This window comes from Microcoleus sp. MON2_D5, assembly GCF_036701905.1.
Taxonomy (GTDB): Bacteria; Cyanobacteriota; Cyanobacteriia; order Cyanobacteriales; family Microcoleaceae; genus Microcoleus.
On sequence record NZ_JAUBRM010000007.1, the window covers coordinates 72,404 to 91,865 of the forward strand.

Annotated in this window: 17 protein-coding genes; 10 read left to right on the forward strand and 7 right to left on the reverse strand. The window is 44.8% G+C overall.

Translation table 11 applies throughout. From position 1 onward, the window contains the following. A partial coding sequence (locus QUA47_RS04320) for a tetratricopeptide repeat protein (RefSeq protein ID WP_333429844.1) occupies window positions 1-2,170 on the reverse strand: 2,170 nt, incomplete at its 3' end. 201 nt (window positions 2,171-2,371) lie between these two features. Further along, window positions 2,372-3,517 carry a hypothetical protein gene (locus tag QUA47_RS04325; RefSeq protein WP_333429845.1) on the reverse strand — a complete coding sequence of 382 codons (1,146 nt, stop codon included), beginning with the start codon at window positions 3,515-3,517 and terminating at the stop codon, window positions 2,372-2,374. Window positions 3,518-3,792: 275 nt separating this feature from the next. On the opposite strand from QUA47_RS04325, the gene QUA47_RS04330 reads away from it, so the two are divergent. Then, on the forward strand, window positions 3,793-4,497 hold the full coding sequence (locus QUA47_RS04330) for a hypothetical protein (protein WP_333429846.1): 705 nt from the start codon (window positions 3,793-3,795) through the stop codon (window positions 4,495-4,497). 453 nt (window positions 4,498-4,950) lie between these two features. Here QUA47_RS04330 and QUA47_RS04335 read toward each other — a convergent pair whose 3' ends face one another. Continuing rightward, a complete protein-coding gene (locus QUA47_RS04335; RefSeq protein ID WP_333429847.1) occupies window positions 4,951-5,397 on the reverse strand; it encodes an NADAR family protein in 447 nt (148 codons plus the stop codon). A gap of 48 nt (window positions 5,398-5,445) precedes the next feature. Beyond that, window positions 5,446-6,159 (reverse strand): hypothetical protein, encoded by a 714-nt coding sequence (locus QUA47_RS04340; protein WP_333429848.1) that lies wholly within the window; start codon window positions 6,157-6,159, stop codon window positions 5,446-5,448. A gap of 121 nt (window positions 6,160-6,280) precedes the next feature. Between QUA47_RS04340 and QUA47_RS04345 the strand changes: the two genes are divergently transcribed. From QUA47_RS04345 to QUA47_RS04375, 7 genes are all read left to right on the forward strand, one after another. After that, window positions 6,281-7,360, forward strand: coding sequence for a dipeptide epimerase (locus QUA47_RS04345; RefSeq protein ID WP_333429849.1), 1,080 nt, complete (start codon window positions 6,281-6,283; stop codon window positions 7,358-7,360). A 158-nt stretch (window positions 7,361-7,518) separates the two neighbouring features. Further along, on the forward strand, window positions 7,519-8,568 hold the full coding sequence (locus QUA47_RS04350; RefSeq protein WP_333429850.1) for a DUF1611 domain-containing protein: 1,050 nt from the start codon (window positions 7,519-7,521) through the stop codon (window positions 8,566-8,568). Window positions 8,569-8,611: 43 nt separating this feature from the next. After that, window positions 8,612-9,253 carry a restriction endonuclease subunit R gene (locus tag QUA47_RS04355; protein WP_333429851.1) on the forward strand — a complete coding sequence of 214 codons (642 nt, stop codon included), beginning with the start codon at window positions 8,612-8,614 and terminating at the stop codon, window positions 9,251-9,253. Between the two features lie 403 nt (window positions 9,254-9,656). Beyond that, the gene (locus QUA47_RS04360; RefSeq protein ID WP_333429852.1) at window positions 9,657-11,036 is read left to right on the forward strand and encodes an amidase; all 1,380 of its coding nucleotides are present in this window, start codon (window positions 9,657-9,659) and stop codon (window positions 11,034-11,036) included. Window positions 11,037-11,316: 280 nt separating this feature from the next. Then, window positions 11,317-11,787, forward strand: a complete 471-nt coding sequence (locus tag QUA47_RS04365) for a GNAT family N-acetyltransferase (RefSeq protein ID WP_333429853.1) — start codon at window positions 11,317-11,319, stop codon at window positions 11,785-11,787. Between the two features lie 933 nt (window positions 11,788-12,720). Then, window positions 12,721-13,008: an NfeD family protein gene (locus tag QUA47_RS04370; RefSeq protein ID WP_333076309.1), complete on the forward strand. Its 288-nt coding sequence runs from the start codon at window positions 12,721-12,723 to the stop codon at window positions 13,006-13,008. A gap of 112 nt (window positions 13,009-13,120) precedes the next feature. Beyond that, window positions 13,121-13,408 (forward strand): NfeD family protein, encoded by a 288-nt coding sequence (locus QUA47_RS04375; protein ID WP_333403272.1) that lies wholly within the window; start codon window positions 13,121-13,123, stop codon window positions 13,406-13,408. 174 nt (window positions 13,409-13,582) lie between these two features. Here QUA47_RS04375 and QUA47_RS04380 read toward each other — a convergent pair whose 3' ends face one another. Next, the gene (locus tag QUA47_RS04380; RefSeq protein WP_333429854.1) at window positions 13,583-13,999 is read right to left on the reverse strand and encodes a hypothetical protein; all 417 of its coding nucleotides are present in this window, start codon (window positions 13,997-13,999) and stop codon (window positions 13,583-13,585) included. A gap of 82 nt (window positions 14,000-14,081) precedes the next feature. Here QUA47_RS04380 and QUA47_RS04385 point away from each other — a divergent pair, with 82 nt between their 5' ends. Next, window positions 14,082-14,351 (forward strand): XRE family transcriptional regulator, encoded by a 270-nt coding sequence (locus tag QUA47_RS04385; RefSeq protein WP_333429855.1) that lies wholly within the window; start codon window positions 14,082-14,084, stop codon window positions 14,349-14,351. Between the two features lie 84 nt (window positions 14,352-14,435). Here the strand turns inward: QUA47_RS04385 and QUA47_RS04390 are convergent, their stop codons facing one another. Together QUA47_RS04390 and QUA47_RS04395 are read right to left on the reverse strand one after the other, a co-directional pair. Next, complete coding sequence (locus QUA47_RS04390; protein ID WP_333429856.1) at window positions 14,436-17,291, reverse strand: CHAT domain-containing protein; 2,856 nt, start codon at window positions 17,289-17,291, stop codon at window positions 14,436-14,438. Window positions 17,292-17,470: 179 nt separating this feature from the next. Further along, window positions 17,471-18,322, reverse strand: a complete 852-nt coding sequence (locus QUA47_RS04395; protein WP_333429857.1) for a hypothetical protein — start codon at window positions 18,320-18,322, stop codon at window positions 17,471-17,473. 250 nt (window positions 18,323-18,572) lie between these two features. On the opposite strand from QUA47_RS04395, the gene glyQ reads away from it, so the two are divergent. Further along, window positions 18,573-19,451 carry a glycine--tRNA ligase subunit alpha gene (gene glyQ / locus QUA47_RS04400; protein ID WP_190660228.1) on the forward strand — a complete coding sequence of 293 codons (879 nt, stop codon included), beginning with the start codon at window positions 18,573-18,575 and terminating at the stop codon, window positions 19,449-19,451. Window positions 19,452-19,462: the final 11 nt, after the last annotated feature.

Genomic DNA, 19,462 nt, shown 5'->3' on the forward strand with positions numbered 1-19,462 from the left:
CCCACTTATAATTGGCATCTAGTTCGATCGCCCGATCATAAGATACTAAAGCTTCATCATAACGTTCGAGGTTGTTGAATACATCGCCTCGGGCAGCCCAAGCCCACTTATAATTGGGGTCAAGTTTGATCGCCCGATCATAAGATACTAAAGCTTCATCATAGCGTTTTATCTTCTTGAATACATCGCCTCGGTCAGCCCAAGCCCACTTATAATTGGGGTCAAGTTCGAGCGCCCGATCGTAAGATACTAAAGCTTCTTCATAGCGTTTGAGGTTGTTGAGTACATTGCCTCGCATACGCCAAGCTAACTTATAATTGGCATCTAGTTCGATCGCCCGATCGTAAGATACTAACGCTTCTTCATAGCGTTCGAGATTGTTGAGTACATAGCCTATGTTAGACCACGCCCACTTATAATTGGCATCAAGTTCGAGCGCCCGATCGAAGGATTCTAAGGCTTGTTCATAGCGTTTGAGGTCGTCGAGTACATTGCCTCGCCAATACCAAGCTAATTTATCATTGTCGTCAAGTGCGATCGCCTTATCGTAAGATACTAAAGATTCTTCATAGCGTTCTAGACTGTTAAATACATTACCTTTATAAGCCCAAGCCCTCGCATAGTCAGAGTCAATTTCAATAGCTTTCTCTAAACATTCCAAAGCTTCCGCGTGGCGTTCAAGCCTATTCAAACAACGTCCTTTTTCCGACCAATCCTTTGCCTCACCGCGACTGGTTACCAATCTTTCCGCATATTCTAAAGCAGAAATATCATCTTTCTGTTCCCGACAATATTCCATTTCATCAAAATAAGCCTTCAGACGCGGGTCTTCCTCATTGTTCTCAATATCCTCCAGCGCCCGCCTATAATATTCTCGTTCCATCACAGCATCAAGTGGAATCGGTTCCAAATTTGGTCGATACTCAAAAAGACTTTCCTTCTCCGCAAAATCAACATCCGCCATCCTCAATCCCAATCGCTGCTGCAACTCTTCCTGCGTATACCAAACCCGCAGAAAATCCACAAATAATCTAATCGGCTCATTGCGCTGCTTCTTCACTTCCAAACAAAAACGCATCAGCGGTTCCCGCAATTCGTACCAAGACTCCCGCCCGATTTCTTCACTTTTCACATAACCCTTTTGCCGCAAATCTTTCAATTGACTGGATGCAGTTTGGTGAGAGATAAAACAGCGCTTAGCAATTTCTTTCACCGGGGCCGCGCGGCGCAAATCAGCCAAAAAATCCACAATCTTGCGCTGCTGATTTGAGATATATTTCATCCGATCCTGGTAATACGGCGTTAAATCGTCCAGCATCGCCATAAATGCTTCCACCAGTCCATTTAGAGATTCGCGGTTCACCAGAAAATCGGAGAAAACCATATAGATGCGGGGACTACCACCAGACAGGAAATGTACAACTTTAATCCGATTTCGCCCCGTTGAATTTTGAATAAAAGATGCTAATTCTGTCTTCCCTTCCAAGCTAGCAATCTGATTTAATAAATTTACAGCATCATCGAGTTCTAATTCAGTGAGATTGTGAGGATAAAAAAAGCCATAAAAAGGCTGGTCTCGGCTTTCAATGCCATCAAACAAACTTTGCGAAGTTGCCAAAATAGTCAAAAACCCATGATTTTGAATATAACCCCTAAACTGCTTTTGTCCGATATCGCCCAACCCACCAAATACATCATCCAAATTTTCGACAATCAATAGCAAAACGCGCTTTCCCACAAAATCTTTCAACAATTGTGCCGCCACAGATTCCGCCTCCTCCGGCGACAACTCATAAAGCCCTTCGACAGCATCGTGTAACTCAGTCTGATATTTTGTAGGATATTCTTTACCAATGGCGCGCAATATGGCAATTAATAGATCCAAGAAAGATGCAATCCCATACTCTTCTTCTCGCAGCCATGCAATTAGCAATTTATCTCGCAAGTCTTTCATTTTGACAACGCGGTGATAAATAAGTGAAACTAAGTGGGTTTTGCCAATGCCACGCGGCCCGATTAGGAGTTGATAATGTTTGTTATCGGTGGTGGCGCTATCTCGGATTTTATCTACTAAATAGCTGGCGAGTGCGTGACGCTGTACGAGGATGCCTTCGAGGGTTTCGGGTGCCATCAAGCTAGGAGTAAATCGAGATATTAATGTGTTTTTCATGGATTGATTGTGTTGTTTATTTAGCGATATGTAGGTTGGGTTTCGTTCCTCAACCCAACTCTTTATTTAAAATAATGTGTTGGGCGGAGCGAAGCGTAGGGTTCGCTCGCGCTCTACCCAACCTACTGAATCTTAAAATAATGTGTTGGGCGGAGCGAAGCGTAGGGTTCGCTTGCGCTCTACCCAACCTACGGATTCTGCTCAACATCTCAAGGATTTCCAGTATTTTTGAATCAGCGGATAGCGAAATTGAAATCTGCTATCTTGCTTATAAATATAGTAATCCTGCTCCAAAAGCCTTAACACTTTCCTCGCCATTTCCTTATCTTGAGTTTCCGACTCTTGCTTAATTCCACTAAACAACTCATCAAAGGACAAAGACCCATCAGCCGCAGCCAAGATATCAAGTAAATTCAGAGCATAAGGACGCTGTTTGTCATCATAGTAACTATCAAGCCGCTCCCTATAATGTTCCATCCTCCACGGATTCAGCGGGTCGTCCAAACAATCAGCAATAATTTCCTGAATAGCTGGTATATTCCCTGAACCGCCGCGCAATTTTAGTTTCACAATTAAGTGGTGGATGTAGAAAGGAATGTTGCTTAATTCATCGGCGATAAAAACCGCAGTTCCTTGAATGTCCGGTGTAGCAATATTTTCGCCCTCAAGCAATTTGCGGGCTAAATTCGTGGCATCTTTCGCAGATAGGGGCGGCACATCTTGGACGTACATATCATTAATAGGGTCGTTTGTATAGCCCGCTTTTCTGAGCACACCAAGGACGTGATGCAAGCCAATTGAACCTGTATAAACCATTCTCACAGCCGGGTACATCTGGCGGATCGATCGCAAAGTATCCAGCAATTCCATAGCCGCTGCATCCCCGATATTGTCCAGCATATACGGGACTTCATCCCAAAATAAGATGACTGTGCGGTCTTGATTTTCTACCAAGTCTGCAATGGTTTGAGTCAGTAGTTCTTTCCAGTGAGGGGCGGCAATGTCGGGTAATTTGAAGCCGCTCAATTCTGTTCCTCCGAGTTGAGTTATCAATGCGCGAGCCTTCTTTGCGGTGCGATTAGAAAGGCTTAAATACTCTTCGACATCCTTAAAAATTGTCTGGACAAATTCTAAGGGCGATCGAATATTTTCTAAATCACGATAAATCGGCAATTTATCTGTAGTAGCTTCGGCTCGCATTTTCTTGATTACCGAAGTTTTTCCCATCCGGCGCTCAGCACTCAATATGACACTTTGCTGCTCTAAAATTCCCCACAAATCTAAAATTAACTTGTCCCGCCCCATGATTTCTGCTGGAGCAATTTCTCCGCCTGGATTTGCTTTCATTTTGTATCCTTAATTATATGTAAAATCTACGATGTTTTTATTGTACGTCAAATCTGACGTATATTGTAACTCGTCTGTCAATCGATTAACTGCTTCCTCGGCTCTGCCTAGGAACCGAGATCTAGAGGCTCTGCCTCTTCGCTTGCTGAGGAAAACAGCAGGCAGAGCCTCCAAATCTACGTCCCCAGGCTGAGCCGGGGAACAAGAAAAAATCTGAAAAATATTCCTTAAGACTTGTTACAATACACAAAACTTCATACTTTCCCCAACACTGGATGACCTTTTTCAACGCCTCCGAACCCCTAATCCGCTGCAAACAGGAACATCTCGACGTACAAGACCGCGAAGGCCTGTTGCAACTCCGCTGGCAAATTGGAAATATTACTCTTTTCTCAGGATTTTATACCCGCATCGACCAAACTTTTCTGCTTTGGGGTTTGGTGACAGCGGGGATTTTTTTTACGGCTCAGTTTTTCCCCATCAGTTGGAGCTTTCAGGCGATTCTGTGGTCAACTTTGACTCTAATTGGCACTGCGGCAATGGCCGTTTTGACTTTGTTTTGGGTAAGAGTCGAGCGAGTTAGCTGGATTCTTTACTCTTGGGCGATTTTGATGATAACTGGTTTGGTTCTGACCGATTGCAGTATTTTTGCCGGTTGGGGAGGTGTGTTGCTGCACCTTTGCGATTTGTGGTTGGGCTTGAGCGCGATCGGCTATTTGTTGACGGGACTCGGTTTGCGATCGCGCACTTTTCTCCTGATTGGACTAACTCATTTATTTAGCATCCCTCTATTAACTTTTGTTGCACCTTGGCAATATCTAACCACAGGAATAATTATGACTGGCTGTTTGTTGTTATTGTCCGAATTGCAGTGGGATATGCGATCGCCGATCGACAATACTTTGCTAAGCGCAGAACAGAAAGAATTTAACAGAATTCAACAGCAACTGCGACAGAGTGGCGCGATTGTATCGGAATAAATCGCAAATGTAAAGAATTCTGTACAATAGCTAACACTTTCCATAAATCGTACACAATAGAAAGATACAGCATCAATAAAAAACCAACTTTAACCAGAACAGGAGTTTTGCTATTTGACCTGTGAATCGCCAACCTAAGGAGAACGGTGTCCGGGAGGCGACTGGCGAACAAATGCTGTACTTGCGACGATAAAAGTTAATTCGGATTGACAGTAGTGGTTGAAATCAAAATGTGGTGCAGGGTTTTTACCGTTTCCCCTGCTTTGCAGTCTTCTCGGAGAGGCTAAACCCTCTACCAGAACAGCCTGAGGAGATTGCCACAAAATTCGACAGTTGGTCAGGCGGATTTTTGAGTCAGCGTGTTTAATAAAATTGGGAAAATGCTCGCTTAGAGCTTTGCAGGACTTACTATTAAATAAGTCCTGCTTTATGATGGGAAATTTAAATTATCTTTTACTCTGACGTGCCTTTTCGCAATATCTCCCTTACTTCCATTAAAATCTGTCCCAACATATTTTTGCCGCTGCCATCTTTGCCGCCACCCCAATAGTAATCACTAGGAGAATTTTCGACTATTTCCTCATCGCCAGTAGCGAGTAAAATTTCTCTAATTTCGGCATGAGTTTCAAATTTGCGGAGTACGGCTTTTCTCATGATATCATCTTTTACTTCTTCCCAATCTTTGCGGAGGGGACGAGAGCGATCGCGCCCCATTTTTGCAGCATCTTTCGGCGTTTTTGCTTGGCGAATTTGGTCGCAATGAGCCGTTTTGGGAAACTTTTGTGCTTGAAAATAATGTTCGGTAGTTGCCCAATATTCTCCCTCTAACTCGAATCCATGAGAGGAAAAATTAGAAAAACAGCCGTATTCGCTGCCAGTGGTGTAGAAGTAGATAGGCATAAAGTCTGCGATTTCAATTTGGTTAAGAATCTTGGTTTATAGTCAGTTTTACCTCTGTGGATTATCCACTATCTTCAACCGCAAATCAATAGTTTCAAGATGGGAACCGATGTAAGACAGGAGGGCATAGATAAATACGATCACCCCTACCATTTCCAAAATTTCTTCAACAGAAGCCATCAAACCGTAGATCAAATTTCGCTGACCTACCGCATCTGCATAATAGCCACAAACCATTTCCATGCCAAGTGCTCCACCGACATATATACTGCCTGCCAGTAAAAATAAATCCCTTGTTTTCCGGGGTAGGTGCCGGAGAAACTTGAGATAAGCCAGCCCAGTAACCACAACAAAAATCGCCCCCGGAATTACCCAAATGAAGTAAAAAACTCCCCCTAAATCCAGTGCCTTTCGCAAGTCGTTAATAATTAATATTTCGTGCAAACTCAAGATTTCATCTAACGAAAAAAATACAAAGATGAACCCCAGCGCTTTCCATTGTCCAAAATAGCGATCGCCCTGCTTCTTCTTAGCACTAGCAATAATACCTAGCAAAATCGCGCAAAACAGCAAAGTAAATGACGAGTACCACGAAGGATAATTTATTTCTCTGTCTAAGTTAAACAAACTAATCCAGCGTTGTTGATAGTTAAAACCGTAGCGGAGAACTTGTACGATGCAACCAGCAATAGCAAAGAAGAGCACCCAAATGCTGAGAGAGAAAGCAACTCTCTTCGGCGAAACAGAAATCAGGAATTTCATCAAGTTTTTGATAAACTAGAACAAGCAAAATCAAACTATAAAGTAAAAAGTTAGAAATCGCAAGAGCGGCGCAATCCGCCACCTCGGGTTTTTCTCTACAAAAAATCACCAATCACTGACAATGCACGTTCAAATTGAAACTTTCACTGTCCGCAAGCGGTTTGCCCTTACCATCAGCCGCGGTACAACAGCCCAAAGTACCAATTTATGGGTAAAATTAGCACACGAAGGCATCGAAGGCTGGGGAGAAGCATCGCCGTTTTCCACAGGTTCTCGGCCCCAAACTACCGAAATTCTGCTAGCCGCATTGCAGGAAGTTGCACCGCTGCTCGAAAAGTTGACTCCGTTGGATCGCCAAAAAATCGAACAAGTATTAACAGAGGTCAACTTACCCTCAGCCGCCCGCGCCGGCATCGACATGGCAATGCACGACTGGCTGGGCAAAAAAGCAGGCTTGCCACTGTGGAAAATGTGGGGATTAGATCGATCGCGCATCGTCCCCACCTCTGTCACAATCGGCATTAATTCGCCCTCTGGTGCAAGAGAAAGAGTGCGCGATTGGTTTGGTAAAGATGCGACAAATCCAGCAAGCATCAAATACCGCGCCGTCAAGGTCAAATTAGGAAATCCCGCAGGAATCGAAGCCGACAAAGCTATGTTAATAGCAGTGCTTGACGAAGCACCAGCTAACCTTAAAATTAGTGTTGATGCTAACGGCGGTTGGAGTTTAAAAGATGCTGCCGAGATGTGTCACTGGCTAGAAAAGTATAAGATAAATTATGTCGAACAGCCGCTTTCACCCCTCGCAGATATGGAGGAATTCTCAGAACTGTACCGTCAATCGCCCCTGCCAATTTTTGCTGATGAAAGTTGCTTTAATAGTTCTGATATACCCAAGTTAGCGCACTGCGTCCACGGCATCAATATCAAAATGATGAAGTCAGGCGGATTGACCGAAGCAATGCGGATGATTCACACCGCAAAAGCCTGCAATTTGCAAGTAATGTTCGGCTGCTATTCAGATAGCGCGATCGCAAATACAGCAGCAGCACAACTTTCACCGCTAGCTGACTATTTGGATTTGGACAGTCACTTAAATTTATTAGACGATCCTTTCACCGGTGCGATCGTCGAAAATGGGTGTTTGCTGCCAAACGAGCGATCGGGATTGGGAGTGCGGCGAGTTGAGATTGGAGAATAGAAGTAAGTAGGTTGGCGCAAATAAACTTTACCATGTAACAGAATATCAAGCTATCATAACCTTTGCAATTGTTTTCCTTCGGCTCGCGAAAGCTACAGATTCACTCACTGCCTCCCGGGCTGATGTATTTTCAAGTTTCATTTACTTACAATAAACCAATGACTAAAAACTATCCCATCAAAAATGGCAAAGTTGCTATATTGTTCCACGAGGGTATTCTCGGCCGTTCCGGCAAAACAGGTTTAGCCTTTTTGCGCTACAGCGAAGCACAAATTGTAGCAGTAATAGACAGCCAATGTGCCGGACAATCTTTACCTGAATTAACTGGCATTCCTCAACAGGTACCGATAGTTGCTTCCGTTGCAGAAGCCTTGCAATTGGGGCCGGATATTCTGCTAATTGGTATCGCTCCTTCCGGCGGTGGTTTGCCTGCGGAATGGCTGCCAGAAATTAATCAAGCGGTAGCAGCAGGTTTGTCAGTTGTCAACGGTTTGCACGCGAAACTTGCACCTTTGATAACAGTTCCCTTAAGCGAAAATCAATGGATTTGGGACGTGCGTCAGGAACCGAAATCTGTGGGTGCGATCGCCTCTGCCGCCGCCGCTAAATTAAGTTGTCGCCGCGTGTTAACTGTCGGCACCGATATGAGCGTTGGCAAAATGTCAACCAGTTTAGAACTCAACCGCATTTGCTTGCAGCGGGGTTTGCGTTCCAAATTTTTTGCAACCGGACAAACTGGTTTAATGATCGGAAATGAAGGCATTCCTTTGGATGCAGTGCGAGTGGATTTCGCCGCTGGTGCTGTCGAACAAATGGTGATTAAATTGGGTTCTGAATGCGATATTCTGCACGTAGAAGGGCAAGGTTCGTTATTGCATCCGGGTTCGACGGCGACTCTGCCGCTGTTGCGGGGTTCGCAGCCAACTCACTTAATTTTAGCCCACCGAGCCGGACAAACTAGCATTCGCAATCACCCGCACGTATCGATTCCTAAGTTATCAAAAGTGGTCGAACTGTACGAATTGGTAGCCGCAGCGGCGGGTGCTTTTTCAGGGGGGAAAGTGAGCGCGATCGCCCTCAACACTCATCACTTAAATGAGGCAGATGCGCTGTTAGCAATAGCTGAAGTTCAAGCAGAAACGGGATTGCCTTGTACCGATGCGGTAAGGTTTGGTGCGGAGGTGTTGTGGGAGGCGATCGACAGTTGATATGCTACAAGAAATTACAACTAGCAAATCGCTACAGAAAACTATGACACAAAGCATTCAAGCAAAAACACTGACTCTGCTAGATGTCGAAACAAAATTTAATTTTCAACTTTGTGAAGACGAGCAATTCTTCCGGGAGTGGATTGACGATTTACCGGAAATTAGCGATGACAAAAAGCGAGCGCTCGACAACGTAAAAGCAGGTTATATCAACAGTGTCAAGTACGCGATGCTGGAAGATACCGTAAAAATGGTGGTACTGGCTCCCTTGCTATTTTTAGCAGATTTCTACTTGACTCCCTTTCACATAGAGGCAGAAAAATCAGTAGAACTGACTATTGAAGATGAAGATACAATTGTCCAGGGTAGCATCGATGTCCTGCTATTGCTGAAATCTTTTTGCGTAGTTGCGATCGAAGCCAAACGCTCTCAATATTCCGTTGAAGCTGGGCTTCCTCACTTACTATTTTATATGCTGAATGACCCCAGCCCCGAACCAGTAACATTTGGGCTTCTGACGAATGGTAGCAGCTTTCGATTTATCAAAATGACCAAACGAGACACACCGCAGTATGCCGTCTCTAAACTTTTCGATATTGCGAATCCCGGAAATGAACTTTACGAAGTTTTTCGCATTTTGAAGCGGCTAGCTGGTATAATTTCTAGTGACCGAAGTTATTCTTAAATACAATCTCTGGAACTAGACTCGGAAAATAACAATAAATTTACTAAGTAGGTAAGCGGGATTAAACCGAGCTATGTAACAATATGTCAACAGGGCTAACTTAGCCATGCTTAGGGCATTTGGATACTTTACAATCCTTAACATAATTGTGTTTTACAGCGCCTACCTACTTAGCAGTTCTGGTTATGAGTCAGGATACATCCATCTCCTGATGCAGCGACAGCCCTTCCAGTGGATCCAATGGGAAATAAGTAGGTAAGCGGGATTAAACCGAGCTATGTAACAATATGTCAACAGGGCTAACTTAGCCACGCTTAGGGCATTTGGATACTTTACAATCCTTAACATAATTGTGTTTTACAGCGCCTACCTACTTAGGTATTGATAACAAGAGTTAATTATAATGAATGATTTAGTTTATTTAACTGCTCATCAATTAGCAAAAGCAATCCGCGTTCGTCAAGTCTCTTCAACAGAAGTAATAGAAGCTTATTTGAGTCAGATTGCTCAATACAACCCAGGACTAAATGCGATTGTGACTCTGGATGCGGAAAATGCGATCGCGCAGTCGAAAGTGGCAGATCGAGCATTAGCTCAAGGAGAAAATTGGGGGCCCTTACATGGAGTACCCGTAACTATCAAAGACACCCTCGAAACCAAAGGATTAGGCACAACCAGCAGTTATCAACCCTTAGCTAATTATGTCCCAAAGCAAGATGCTACCGTCGTCGCTCGACTGCGTGCTGCGGGAGCAATTATTTTGGGCAAGACGAATACACCACAACTAGCTGGTAACTTTCAGACCAACAGTCCTCTGTTTGGTAGAACAAACAACCCCTGGAACCATGAATATACGCCAGGCGGCAGCACTGGGGGTGGAGCGAGTGCTATAGCTGCGGGGTTATCCCCTCTTGAACTTGGTAGTGATATTGGTGGGTCAATCCGCGTTCCCTCTCACTTCTGTGGCATTTTCGGCTTGAAACCAACCCAGAATCGCGTCTCAACATTTGGACATATTCCAGAATTACCAGGAACACCTAAAACTATCCACCACTTACAAACAATAGGGCCTCTTGCCCGCTCTGTAGAAGACTTGCGATTGTGCCTGTCACTGATTCAAGATCCAGACCCCCGCCAGCCAGAAGTAATACCGATATCCAAACAAGTTAACCCAGCAACCACGCTACAATCGTACCGCTACGCTTGGACAGAAGGTTTTGGTGAGATTCCAGCCACAGCTCAAACCAAAGCTGCTCTAGAGAAATTAGCATCATCCCTGACAGATATAGGATGCTGTGTAGAGCAACACAACGAGCCGCCAAATTTTGATAGCAATGCGGTACGTGATACTTACTTCAATATTTATAATTTTGAATTGGGTTTATCCCAGCCACACCAGACGCAGATTGAACGGCAACAACGATATGTCAACGCCCTCATTGAGCGCGATATTCTGATTGCTAATATCGAAAGTTTCTTATCTAATTGGGATGTTTGGCTGTGTCCAGTGGTGCCAGTGCCTGCTTTCACCCACCGTCAGCCAGGAGAACCCATTGAGGTGGATGGTCGCGAGTTCTCTTATTGGAAAACAATAGGTGCTTACGTAACAATTTTCAATTTAACTGGCAACCCTGTTGTAGTGCTGCCCTTTACCCAGTCAAAAGAAGGACTACCCATCGGCGTGCAAGTGGTGGGACGGCGTGGAAGCGATCTGAAACTGCTAGAGATTGCGGAAAAGTTAACTCAAGTAACTGGTTTTTTTCAACGCCCGCCTGGGTATTAGAAATGTCATTTGTCATTGGTGTCGGGCATCTGACTGCGGGAGCAATGACCAAGAGCCATCGGCGTTGTCCCAGCCCATAAAGATTACTCTGTACCCTACGGTATAGCTTGAAAAAAGCCTGACGGTAGTTAAGTAGGTAAGCGGGATTAAACCGAGCTATGTAACAATATGTCAACAGGGCTAACTTAGCCACGCTTAGGGCATTTGGATACTTTACAATCCTTAACATAATTGTGTTTTACAGCGCCTACCTACTTAAAGCTAATTTTATGGAATCATAATGAATGAAAGTTTTTTTTCGTTGCCGTCTGAATGCGCCATCCGCCCGGCATCAGCTCAAGACATCAAATCAATTAGAATGTTAGTGTGGAGCGCCCGACTCGATCCAACTCAGTTGCGCTGGGAGCAATTCTGGGTCATCGAATGCGGTGGGGAATTGGCAGCTTGCGGACAGTTGCGGAACTTTGCGGGCGCGCAAGAATTGGGCAGTTTGGTGGTGGCGAAAGAGTGGCGCGATCGAGGTTTGGGAAGCTACCTCACAAAATATTTAATTCAACAAGCTACAGAACCGCTATATTTAGAATGTTTGGGAAAGCGGCTCGCATCATTTTATACTCGCTTTGGCTTCGTAGAAGTTTCCGTACAAGAATTGCCGCAGTCGCTTAAATTCAAGTTCGGTTTGTCTCAATTAGCTAAAACTTTATTCAGAATTCCTGTAACAATTATGCAGTATCCAGCAGGTTGTCTATAATTATGACTTTTATGAATTTAAGATTCTGAATTTATGAATGGATTTTAAGTTCGACCTGTTCAATAATTGGATAACAGGGTGCGATCGAGCTGCATCGATCAAAAACTCCTACGGCCTCCTGATATCTGCGTCAATCTCGATCGCCTATTTTCTATGTCTAAAGAGGTAGGTACCAATCAACATCGCATGGGGAGGGCGGGTGAGAGGCGAAGTTTACTTGCTTGTATCATAGATCCGCTTACGGGCCCCTAATGGCGCACAGGGTGTCAGAAACCGGGTTTTTAGGGGTTTGGTGCGTAAGTCACGGACTAGATATGTATGGATATTCCGGATTGGGCGATCGAGACGGCGTAAGTTCATAGTTCACTGTTCGCGGTAGTCCAGTTGGCTAAATTGGCACAGCTACAAGCCTGAGCGTTAGGCCCAAACCGTTGCAAAATCGTTGTTTGCAGGTTGGCGAGTGTCATGTGCCAGTACCAGACTCGGAAAGTGGACTGGCGATCGCACCAAAGATATTCGACTCCTGGCAAATTAGTAAATGTAAAGCAAGTGAGTCACAACCCAATCAAAAAATTCAACCCAAAAATTTAACCCAAAAATAAAACATTTTCACAGCAGCAGTAATGCGGAATCAGTCAATCTCTAATGTAGCTAACAACATCTACCCTTGAGGCAAATCCCACCCACTGCTCAACCATGAAATCCTTAATTCAATACCTCGGAATTACTGGATTTATACTCCCCCCAACCGCTTCTCAAATCCCCTCAACATTTCAAAAATTCTTCGCCTTTTATCCTGATAAAACCACGGAAGGCAAGAACAATGAAATATCAAGGCAATCAATCAATCTCAACCGAGGAAATGCAGCCTCTCAAATAGCATAAACAGACAATTACACATCCATATATTTTAACACCACAGGAGTAAATATCATGTTCAACGTAGTAAAAGCTTTCGGCTCGATTTTCTCTACCCAAGGATACAGCGGCGCTAACAATATGCTGATCAAAAATTACGTCAACACCAATTTCCACTACTTCAACGAAGAAGCAGTCGTCGATGAATCGATTTACCCGAATCAAACAGGTCGCGTCCGCTTTCAAGGTAGCTGGTGGCCCGCACGTTGCGATCGCCAAATCACCCTCACACCAGGGGACACCGTTTATGTCATCGGCGTTGACAACATCACCCTGTTAGTTTCCCTCGCTCCCGCAGACTAAATCAGAGCATGAACAACCTGGTAATAAATCCCAACCAGGAAATGCTACTTCTCAAAGAGCATAAATAGGCGAGTAAAAATCAATATATTTTAACACAAAAGGAGTCAGGAAAATGTTCAACGTAATAAAAGCTTTCGGTTCAATTTTTTCTACTCACACCTACAGCACAGAAAAGAATCTCTTAATGGATAACTACATCAACACCAATTTTAACTACTTCAACGAAGAAGCAGTCGTTGATGAATCGATTTACCCGAATCAAACAGGTCGCGTCCGCTTCCAAGGTAGCTGGTGGCCCGCACGTTGCGATGGCCAAATCACCCTCACACCGGGAGACACGGTTTATGTCATCGGCGTTGACAACATCACTCTGTTAGTTTCCCTGGCTCCTGCGGACTAAACTAGAAAGTAATCTCAACTTTTTCACTGTCAGAACCCCGACTTATTCAATAAGTCGGGGTTCTGACTATTCTGTTTTTTAATGCCAATTTGGCGATCGCTTCCACTCAACATCTGACGCAAGACAGCAAGATCTGCCTCTGTTTATTTGCCAGTAGAAATATGGCAGCTCGCGCTACAATAAAATGGCATTTTTGAGAGCTTGTTTGTTGAGGCGATCGCGGAGTTGAGATTCGCTAGTTTCTCGGGTGACTGCTGCTTGTTCTGATGCCTTAGCGATCGGCGGTAGTGGTTCGAGCAGTTGGGCTTGAGCTTCCTGAATTGAAGGGTAATTTTCAGCCCAGGATGAAATCGCTTCTGAAAGAACATCGATCTCATCGGATAAGGGTTCAATTAGCTGCGCTAGTTCGGTTAATTGTTCGGTTCCGAAGAGCGATCGCTGCTGAGTTAATAGTTCGATAAACGAGTCGATATTTTGTTCGGGGAGTGACATTGATTCCCGTTGAATTTGGTTAATTGTTTGGCGAACAAATTCGAGAGACAAATCTAATAATTGCGCGATCGTCTCTAAATTCATTCCAAACGCTATCATCCGTAGAAAATGGTGTCTGTTTTCATGAGTTGTCGATGCGAATCGAAGATGGGTACTATACCATGCCAAGAGAGGAACAACCATGACACAAGAACCGATTGTTGAAGAAAGCAGTGGCAACGTATTCGCTGACCTTGGTCTAAAGGATGCAGGTGAACTTTTTATGCGAAGCAAAATAGGCATTCAAGTAATCCGTCTCCTGAAACAACGGAACTTGAAACAGCACGAAATTAGTCAACTTCTTGGCATTCCACAGCCAGAAGTATCTCATTTAATGAACGGAGAGTTTCAACGCTTGGGTGAGGGAAAACTAATGCTTTTCCTGAAGCGACTAGATACGGAAATTACCTGACATCTTCGTCCTCGTAATGGGGAAATCAATCTGCTGACATTGCGATCTCGTTATAGGAGTTAACGCTTCACTATGTAATTTACATCACCTATTGCGATCGTCCATCATACGCTCCCAATCCTGTTGAATACGCTTCAGGTCTTTCACTGCACCGAGACTTTGAAGGATATTGCAGGCCCAATCATAGTAAGTTTGCGCTAAGTCCATGTTGTGAAGAAATAGCTCAAGTCGGGCTAGATGATAGTTCGTTAGCGCTATGTGTTTCATCATGCCGCGATTATTAACGATTTCAAGAGCTTCTTGCAAAATTTCCCCTGCAACTTCCAGATTGCCTGCGTTAAGCTCAGCCTCACCTAGCTTGACTAATGTTTCGCCAATTTGGGGAATAAAAGTAGTATCAGCAAGGTCGGATTCTCCATGTTCTGCTACAAACTTTCGATAATGTTGTCTTTGAGATTCCAATATTTTGCGCTGTGTGTCAGCCGTCAAGGCTGCATTCTGTCTCTTACAGTCTGCCCAAAATTCCAAAAAATTAAATCCTGTTAATTCTGACGGATTTGGATAGAGGCGTTTGTACTCTGCTTTTGAGTTAAAGCTAATCTCCGCTAAGATATCCTCTTGCCGAATAATGTTAATAAGTTCTAATTGAAGGCTGCAAAGCTCAACATCAGTTTCAGTGCCTTGTGCTTGGGCAATTGAAATGGCATTTTGGAAATGCCGTTCGGCTTCTTCTAAATCACCTAATTCAAGGTATATCTCCCCAAGGAGGATTAAGCAGGATGCTTTTTTTCCCTCTTCAACGAATGGCAAAAGCTTCTCGCACACAACTCTTAATAATGGCCAGTGTCCCCCCTGTTTGAGTTGATTCCTTAATTTCCAAAGTCGGTCAAAGGCTTCACTGTAATCAACTATCTGATAAGCAAATGATTTTGTCTGGAAAAAGTCGCGAATTAGGGGGTGCAAGCGGTAGTTTCGGGGGTTTGTTTGTTGCAGCAAGTGCAGATTGAGCAACTCATTGTCGCGGGTTTCTTCAAGGATTTCCGGGTCTTGGTCAGCTAAGAACTGTTTCACCAGGAACCAAGGAATTGGGGCAGCGGCAAACAGACTGAGTAGATAGCCTAGCGATTTGGCGCTTTCTGACAAGGTTTCCCAACTCAACTCAAATGCTGCCGCCACACCCAATTGCGCCGTCATATCATCATCCGTCTGACATAATGCCCGTGCCGCTAATCGCTTCTCTTGCAACCGTTGCAGCATCGCTGCCAAGGATAGATCGGGTTTGCGAGCGAGATACCGTCCTACCAATTCCAGTCCCAACGGCAAGTAGCCTAACTGAGCGCATAGTTGCTGGGCGGAGTCTCGATCTGACTGAATCCGATCGCTTCCCACCAGTGATTCCAACAGTGACAACGCCGCTGATTCATCCAGCACCTCCAGTTCCAATTGATTGACGGACGAACCCAACCGCAGACGGGTGGTAATCAGCACCTTGAAGCTAGGGGCAGTCGAGGGCGGTAAGTAGGGTTTAATCGCGCCATAGTCGGTGACATCATCGAACACCAGCAAAACTTCCCCTGATTGCCAGTGTCGCCAGCAAAACTTCACCTGATCCAATAATTCCAAGTCTTCGGGTGGATTGAGGTCGAGAAGAGATCGCCCAAACTTCACAATCTGAGTCCCCACATCCACCCCTCTTGCCGAAAACCAGCAAATCCCTGCTGGGTACATCTGCTGGTATTTCAGCGCATATTGCAACGCCAGTTCCGTCTTGCCAACGCCGCCCATGCCCGCGATCGCAGAGACGGCAACGCGATGACCCTGTTGCAACATCTGGTGGAGTTCCGACATAACGGTATCCCGACCAACAAATGCCACCACACCACTACGGGGCAGATTTGCAGGAATTGGAGCATTGTTTTTGCCTATAGGTTGGTCAGTTGATTGTTCAGATTCGGCTTCTACTTCTTGATGACTGAATAGATAGCCATCTCGCACGCGCATAAAGATGACAGGGGTAGCAAAATCCCGCTTGCGATATTGTGTTGGGCCCAGAGCGATCGCCCGTCGTCCATATTGAGCGGCAATATCGACCGGATATCCTTGCACTAACTGTTGATAAAAGCGACGAGAAAATCGACAGGCTGTACTGTTAGTCACTTCATACTGCATTGCTACAACCACGGGAATATTTTGCTGAACCACCCTGGAGGCCACACCTACAAAAGCCTGGGATGCAGACAGCTTTCCTCCTTCACAAGCTTGCAGCATCACTACACCAGGTCGGTGTTGATTAAACAGTTCGCTGAAGTAATCAGCATCAACCCACATTGCTTCCTCAAACTCTGGGTCAACAAACGCAATTTGCCCTATTTCCCGATTATTTTCGTTTACCAAACGCCCGTGACCGATAAAGTGGAAAATATGCGGCTTTTTTGCCAAAACTGCATCCACCGTTTCAGGATTGGCTGACTTGAGGATTGGCAATAACTCTACTCGATCTGCTAGTTCGATCGCCAGTTTTTCCAAAGCCTCTTGCACGGGTTCGTAAGCGACTGGAGACAAATCTGGAGGTGCAGAAATCGCCAGCGCAATCCTTAGCTTTTCATCTTTTTGTAACTGAATAGGATCGGCTGCAATCCACTGCGATCGACGACGAGAGAATACCAAATCTGGAACTGTTCCGAGCCAAATCGTGCCTAAATTTGCCCGTGCAGGCACGCACATGAACTCCCAAGGAAGTGCAGCAATCTCAGGCATTCCCTGTTCATCAATGTCCAATTCTACTCGCAACAGTTGCTTTTCCTGCTGCACAACCCGGTGATAAAAATCCACAAAGTCCTGGAGCAGCCTATCATCAAATAGGATCTCAAACAAAACTTCTCCGATCGCTCGTGTCTGACTGGGGTTCTGCAACTCATTATTGCGTGCACTTGCTAGCATTGGTGTAATTTCTGCTAGCTTATCTTGATATCGGGATATTCCAGATGGTTCACCTAATGATTCATGTTTATCATTGCATTTTTGTACCTGCACGCGCTCATGATTAGCAACACAAATGCGATAAGTCCAGTAAGCTTTTGTCATTGATATGATAAAATAATGAATTGCTACCTGATTTTCTAGCTCGGAATAGTTGCTTTAGGTAGAATTAGCGACCATTCTTCATTTGCAATTCGAGCCAACTGAATCGCAGCTTCATCTTTACGCCGCAATAGATTCTTGAACCGATCTGATAATTCGCTAAACACATCACGCACATCGGCAGCCAACCAGTTCATATTAGGTTCGGCCCAGGCAATCCCTCGCAAATTAATCGATTCTGTTCCTTTAGGCACTTTGAAAACTACTGCAAATTTTGCTGTTCCGACTTTTTGAATTTCCTGGTCTTGGATGCGCCAAAAACAAGTGGAACTCCCCTCACCTACGGCAGTAATCTCACTATGACTCAGTTCGTATTTATATTCAGGAAGCACCAGAAATGCTTTGAGTTCATTCTTATTTGCTGCATTTGTTTTCAGCTCACCCGGAAGCAGGTTTGTAAGTTCACCTAGCGAAGCGCTGTCTACTTCAGCACTCCATTCGAGGTTGCCATTCAACTCGATGTCTGTGCCAACCCCAAAATTCATTATAGTTCGCCACTTCTGATTAGGGAAAATGCTCTGAATAATTGGCTCATTTTCACCTTTAGGGTGGAAATCGAGCTGACAGGTTAACCGCCAGAATTGAGCGCCCGGTTTGGGACGCAAATCCACTGTTAGTGTCATGTAATAAAAATCATACTGAGTCTGCATCTGCTGTTTATAGATGCCGATTAATTCAGTCCCACTTCCTTTAAATGTTTCCTCTGTCAGTAAGGTCAACGTATCTTGCGGATTGCCAAAGCTGACCTGAGTTTTCAATAGACTCTCAACGGCTGCTGCACTTGTGCCAAGTTTTGTCCCTGCAGCCAGGGTGCCTTCCCACTTTTGCACCTCTTGAAGGAGTTCTGACAGCAGGGTATCCGCTTCTTCGATGTTAGGCAGGGATAGGTTATCGGTCATCTTAGGTCTCTCTGGTGGTGATTAGAATATTTTCCCTACAACCAAGGTGATTTCTGGAAATTGTAAAAGTATCTTTATCATTGTAAGTTGCTGGAGAGTGTAGGTAGGCTCGATCGCCATAAATCCGCCACTCCTAGTATGCTTAAATAAGTTGAGACACATACTAGCCATATTTAAACCAGTGAACTTTCAATCAGTCATTGCCACCTTAAACAAATTCTGGAGCGATCGAGGATGCCTGATCGCCCAATCCTACGACACAGAAAAAGGTGCAGGAACCATGAATCCCCACACCTTTCTCAGAGCAATCGGCCCCGAACCTTGGTCAGTCGCCTACATCGAACCCTGTCGCCGCCCCACCGACGGACGCTACGGCGAAAATCCCAACCGCTTCCAACATTACTATCAATATCAAGTTTTAATTAAACCCTCTCCTCCCAACATCCAAGACATCTATTTAGACTCCCTCAGAGCATTAGGAATTAGCCCTGAAGACCACGACATTCGCTTCGTAGAAGACAACTGGGAATCGCCCACCCTCGGAGCTTGGGGCGTCGGCTGGGAAGTCTGGCTCGACGGCATGGAAATCACCCAATTTACCTACTTTCAACAGTGCGGTAGCATTGACTGTCGCCCGGTATCCATTGAAATTACCTACGGACTAGAACGCCTAGCAATGTATCTCCAAGAAGTCGATGCGATGACGAAAATTCAGTGGAAAGATGGCATCACTTACGGCGACGTTCACCTGCAAGGAGAAATAGAACAGTGTACTTATAACTTTGAAGCTTCCAATCCCGAATTGCTGTTTACTCTATTTGGATTGTACGAGCAAGAAGCCGAACAATTGACAAAAAAAGGATTGGTTTTGCCTAGTCTTGATTATGTGCTAAAATGTTCTCACACTTTCAATTTGCTCGACGCTAGAGGTGTGATTTCGGTAACGGAAAGAACCCGCTACATCACCAAAATTCGCAATTTGGCGCGGCGAGTTGCTCAGCTTTATTTGGAACAGCGCGAAAAGCTGGGTTTTCCTTTAGAAAAAGCTGTAAAAGTTTGAGTTGGAGTTGC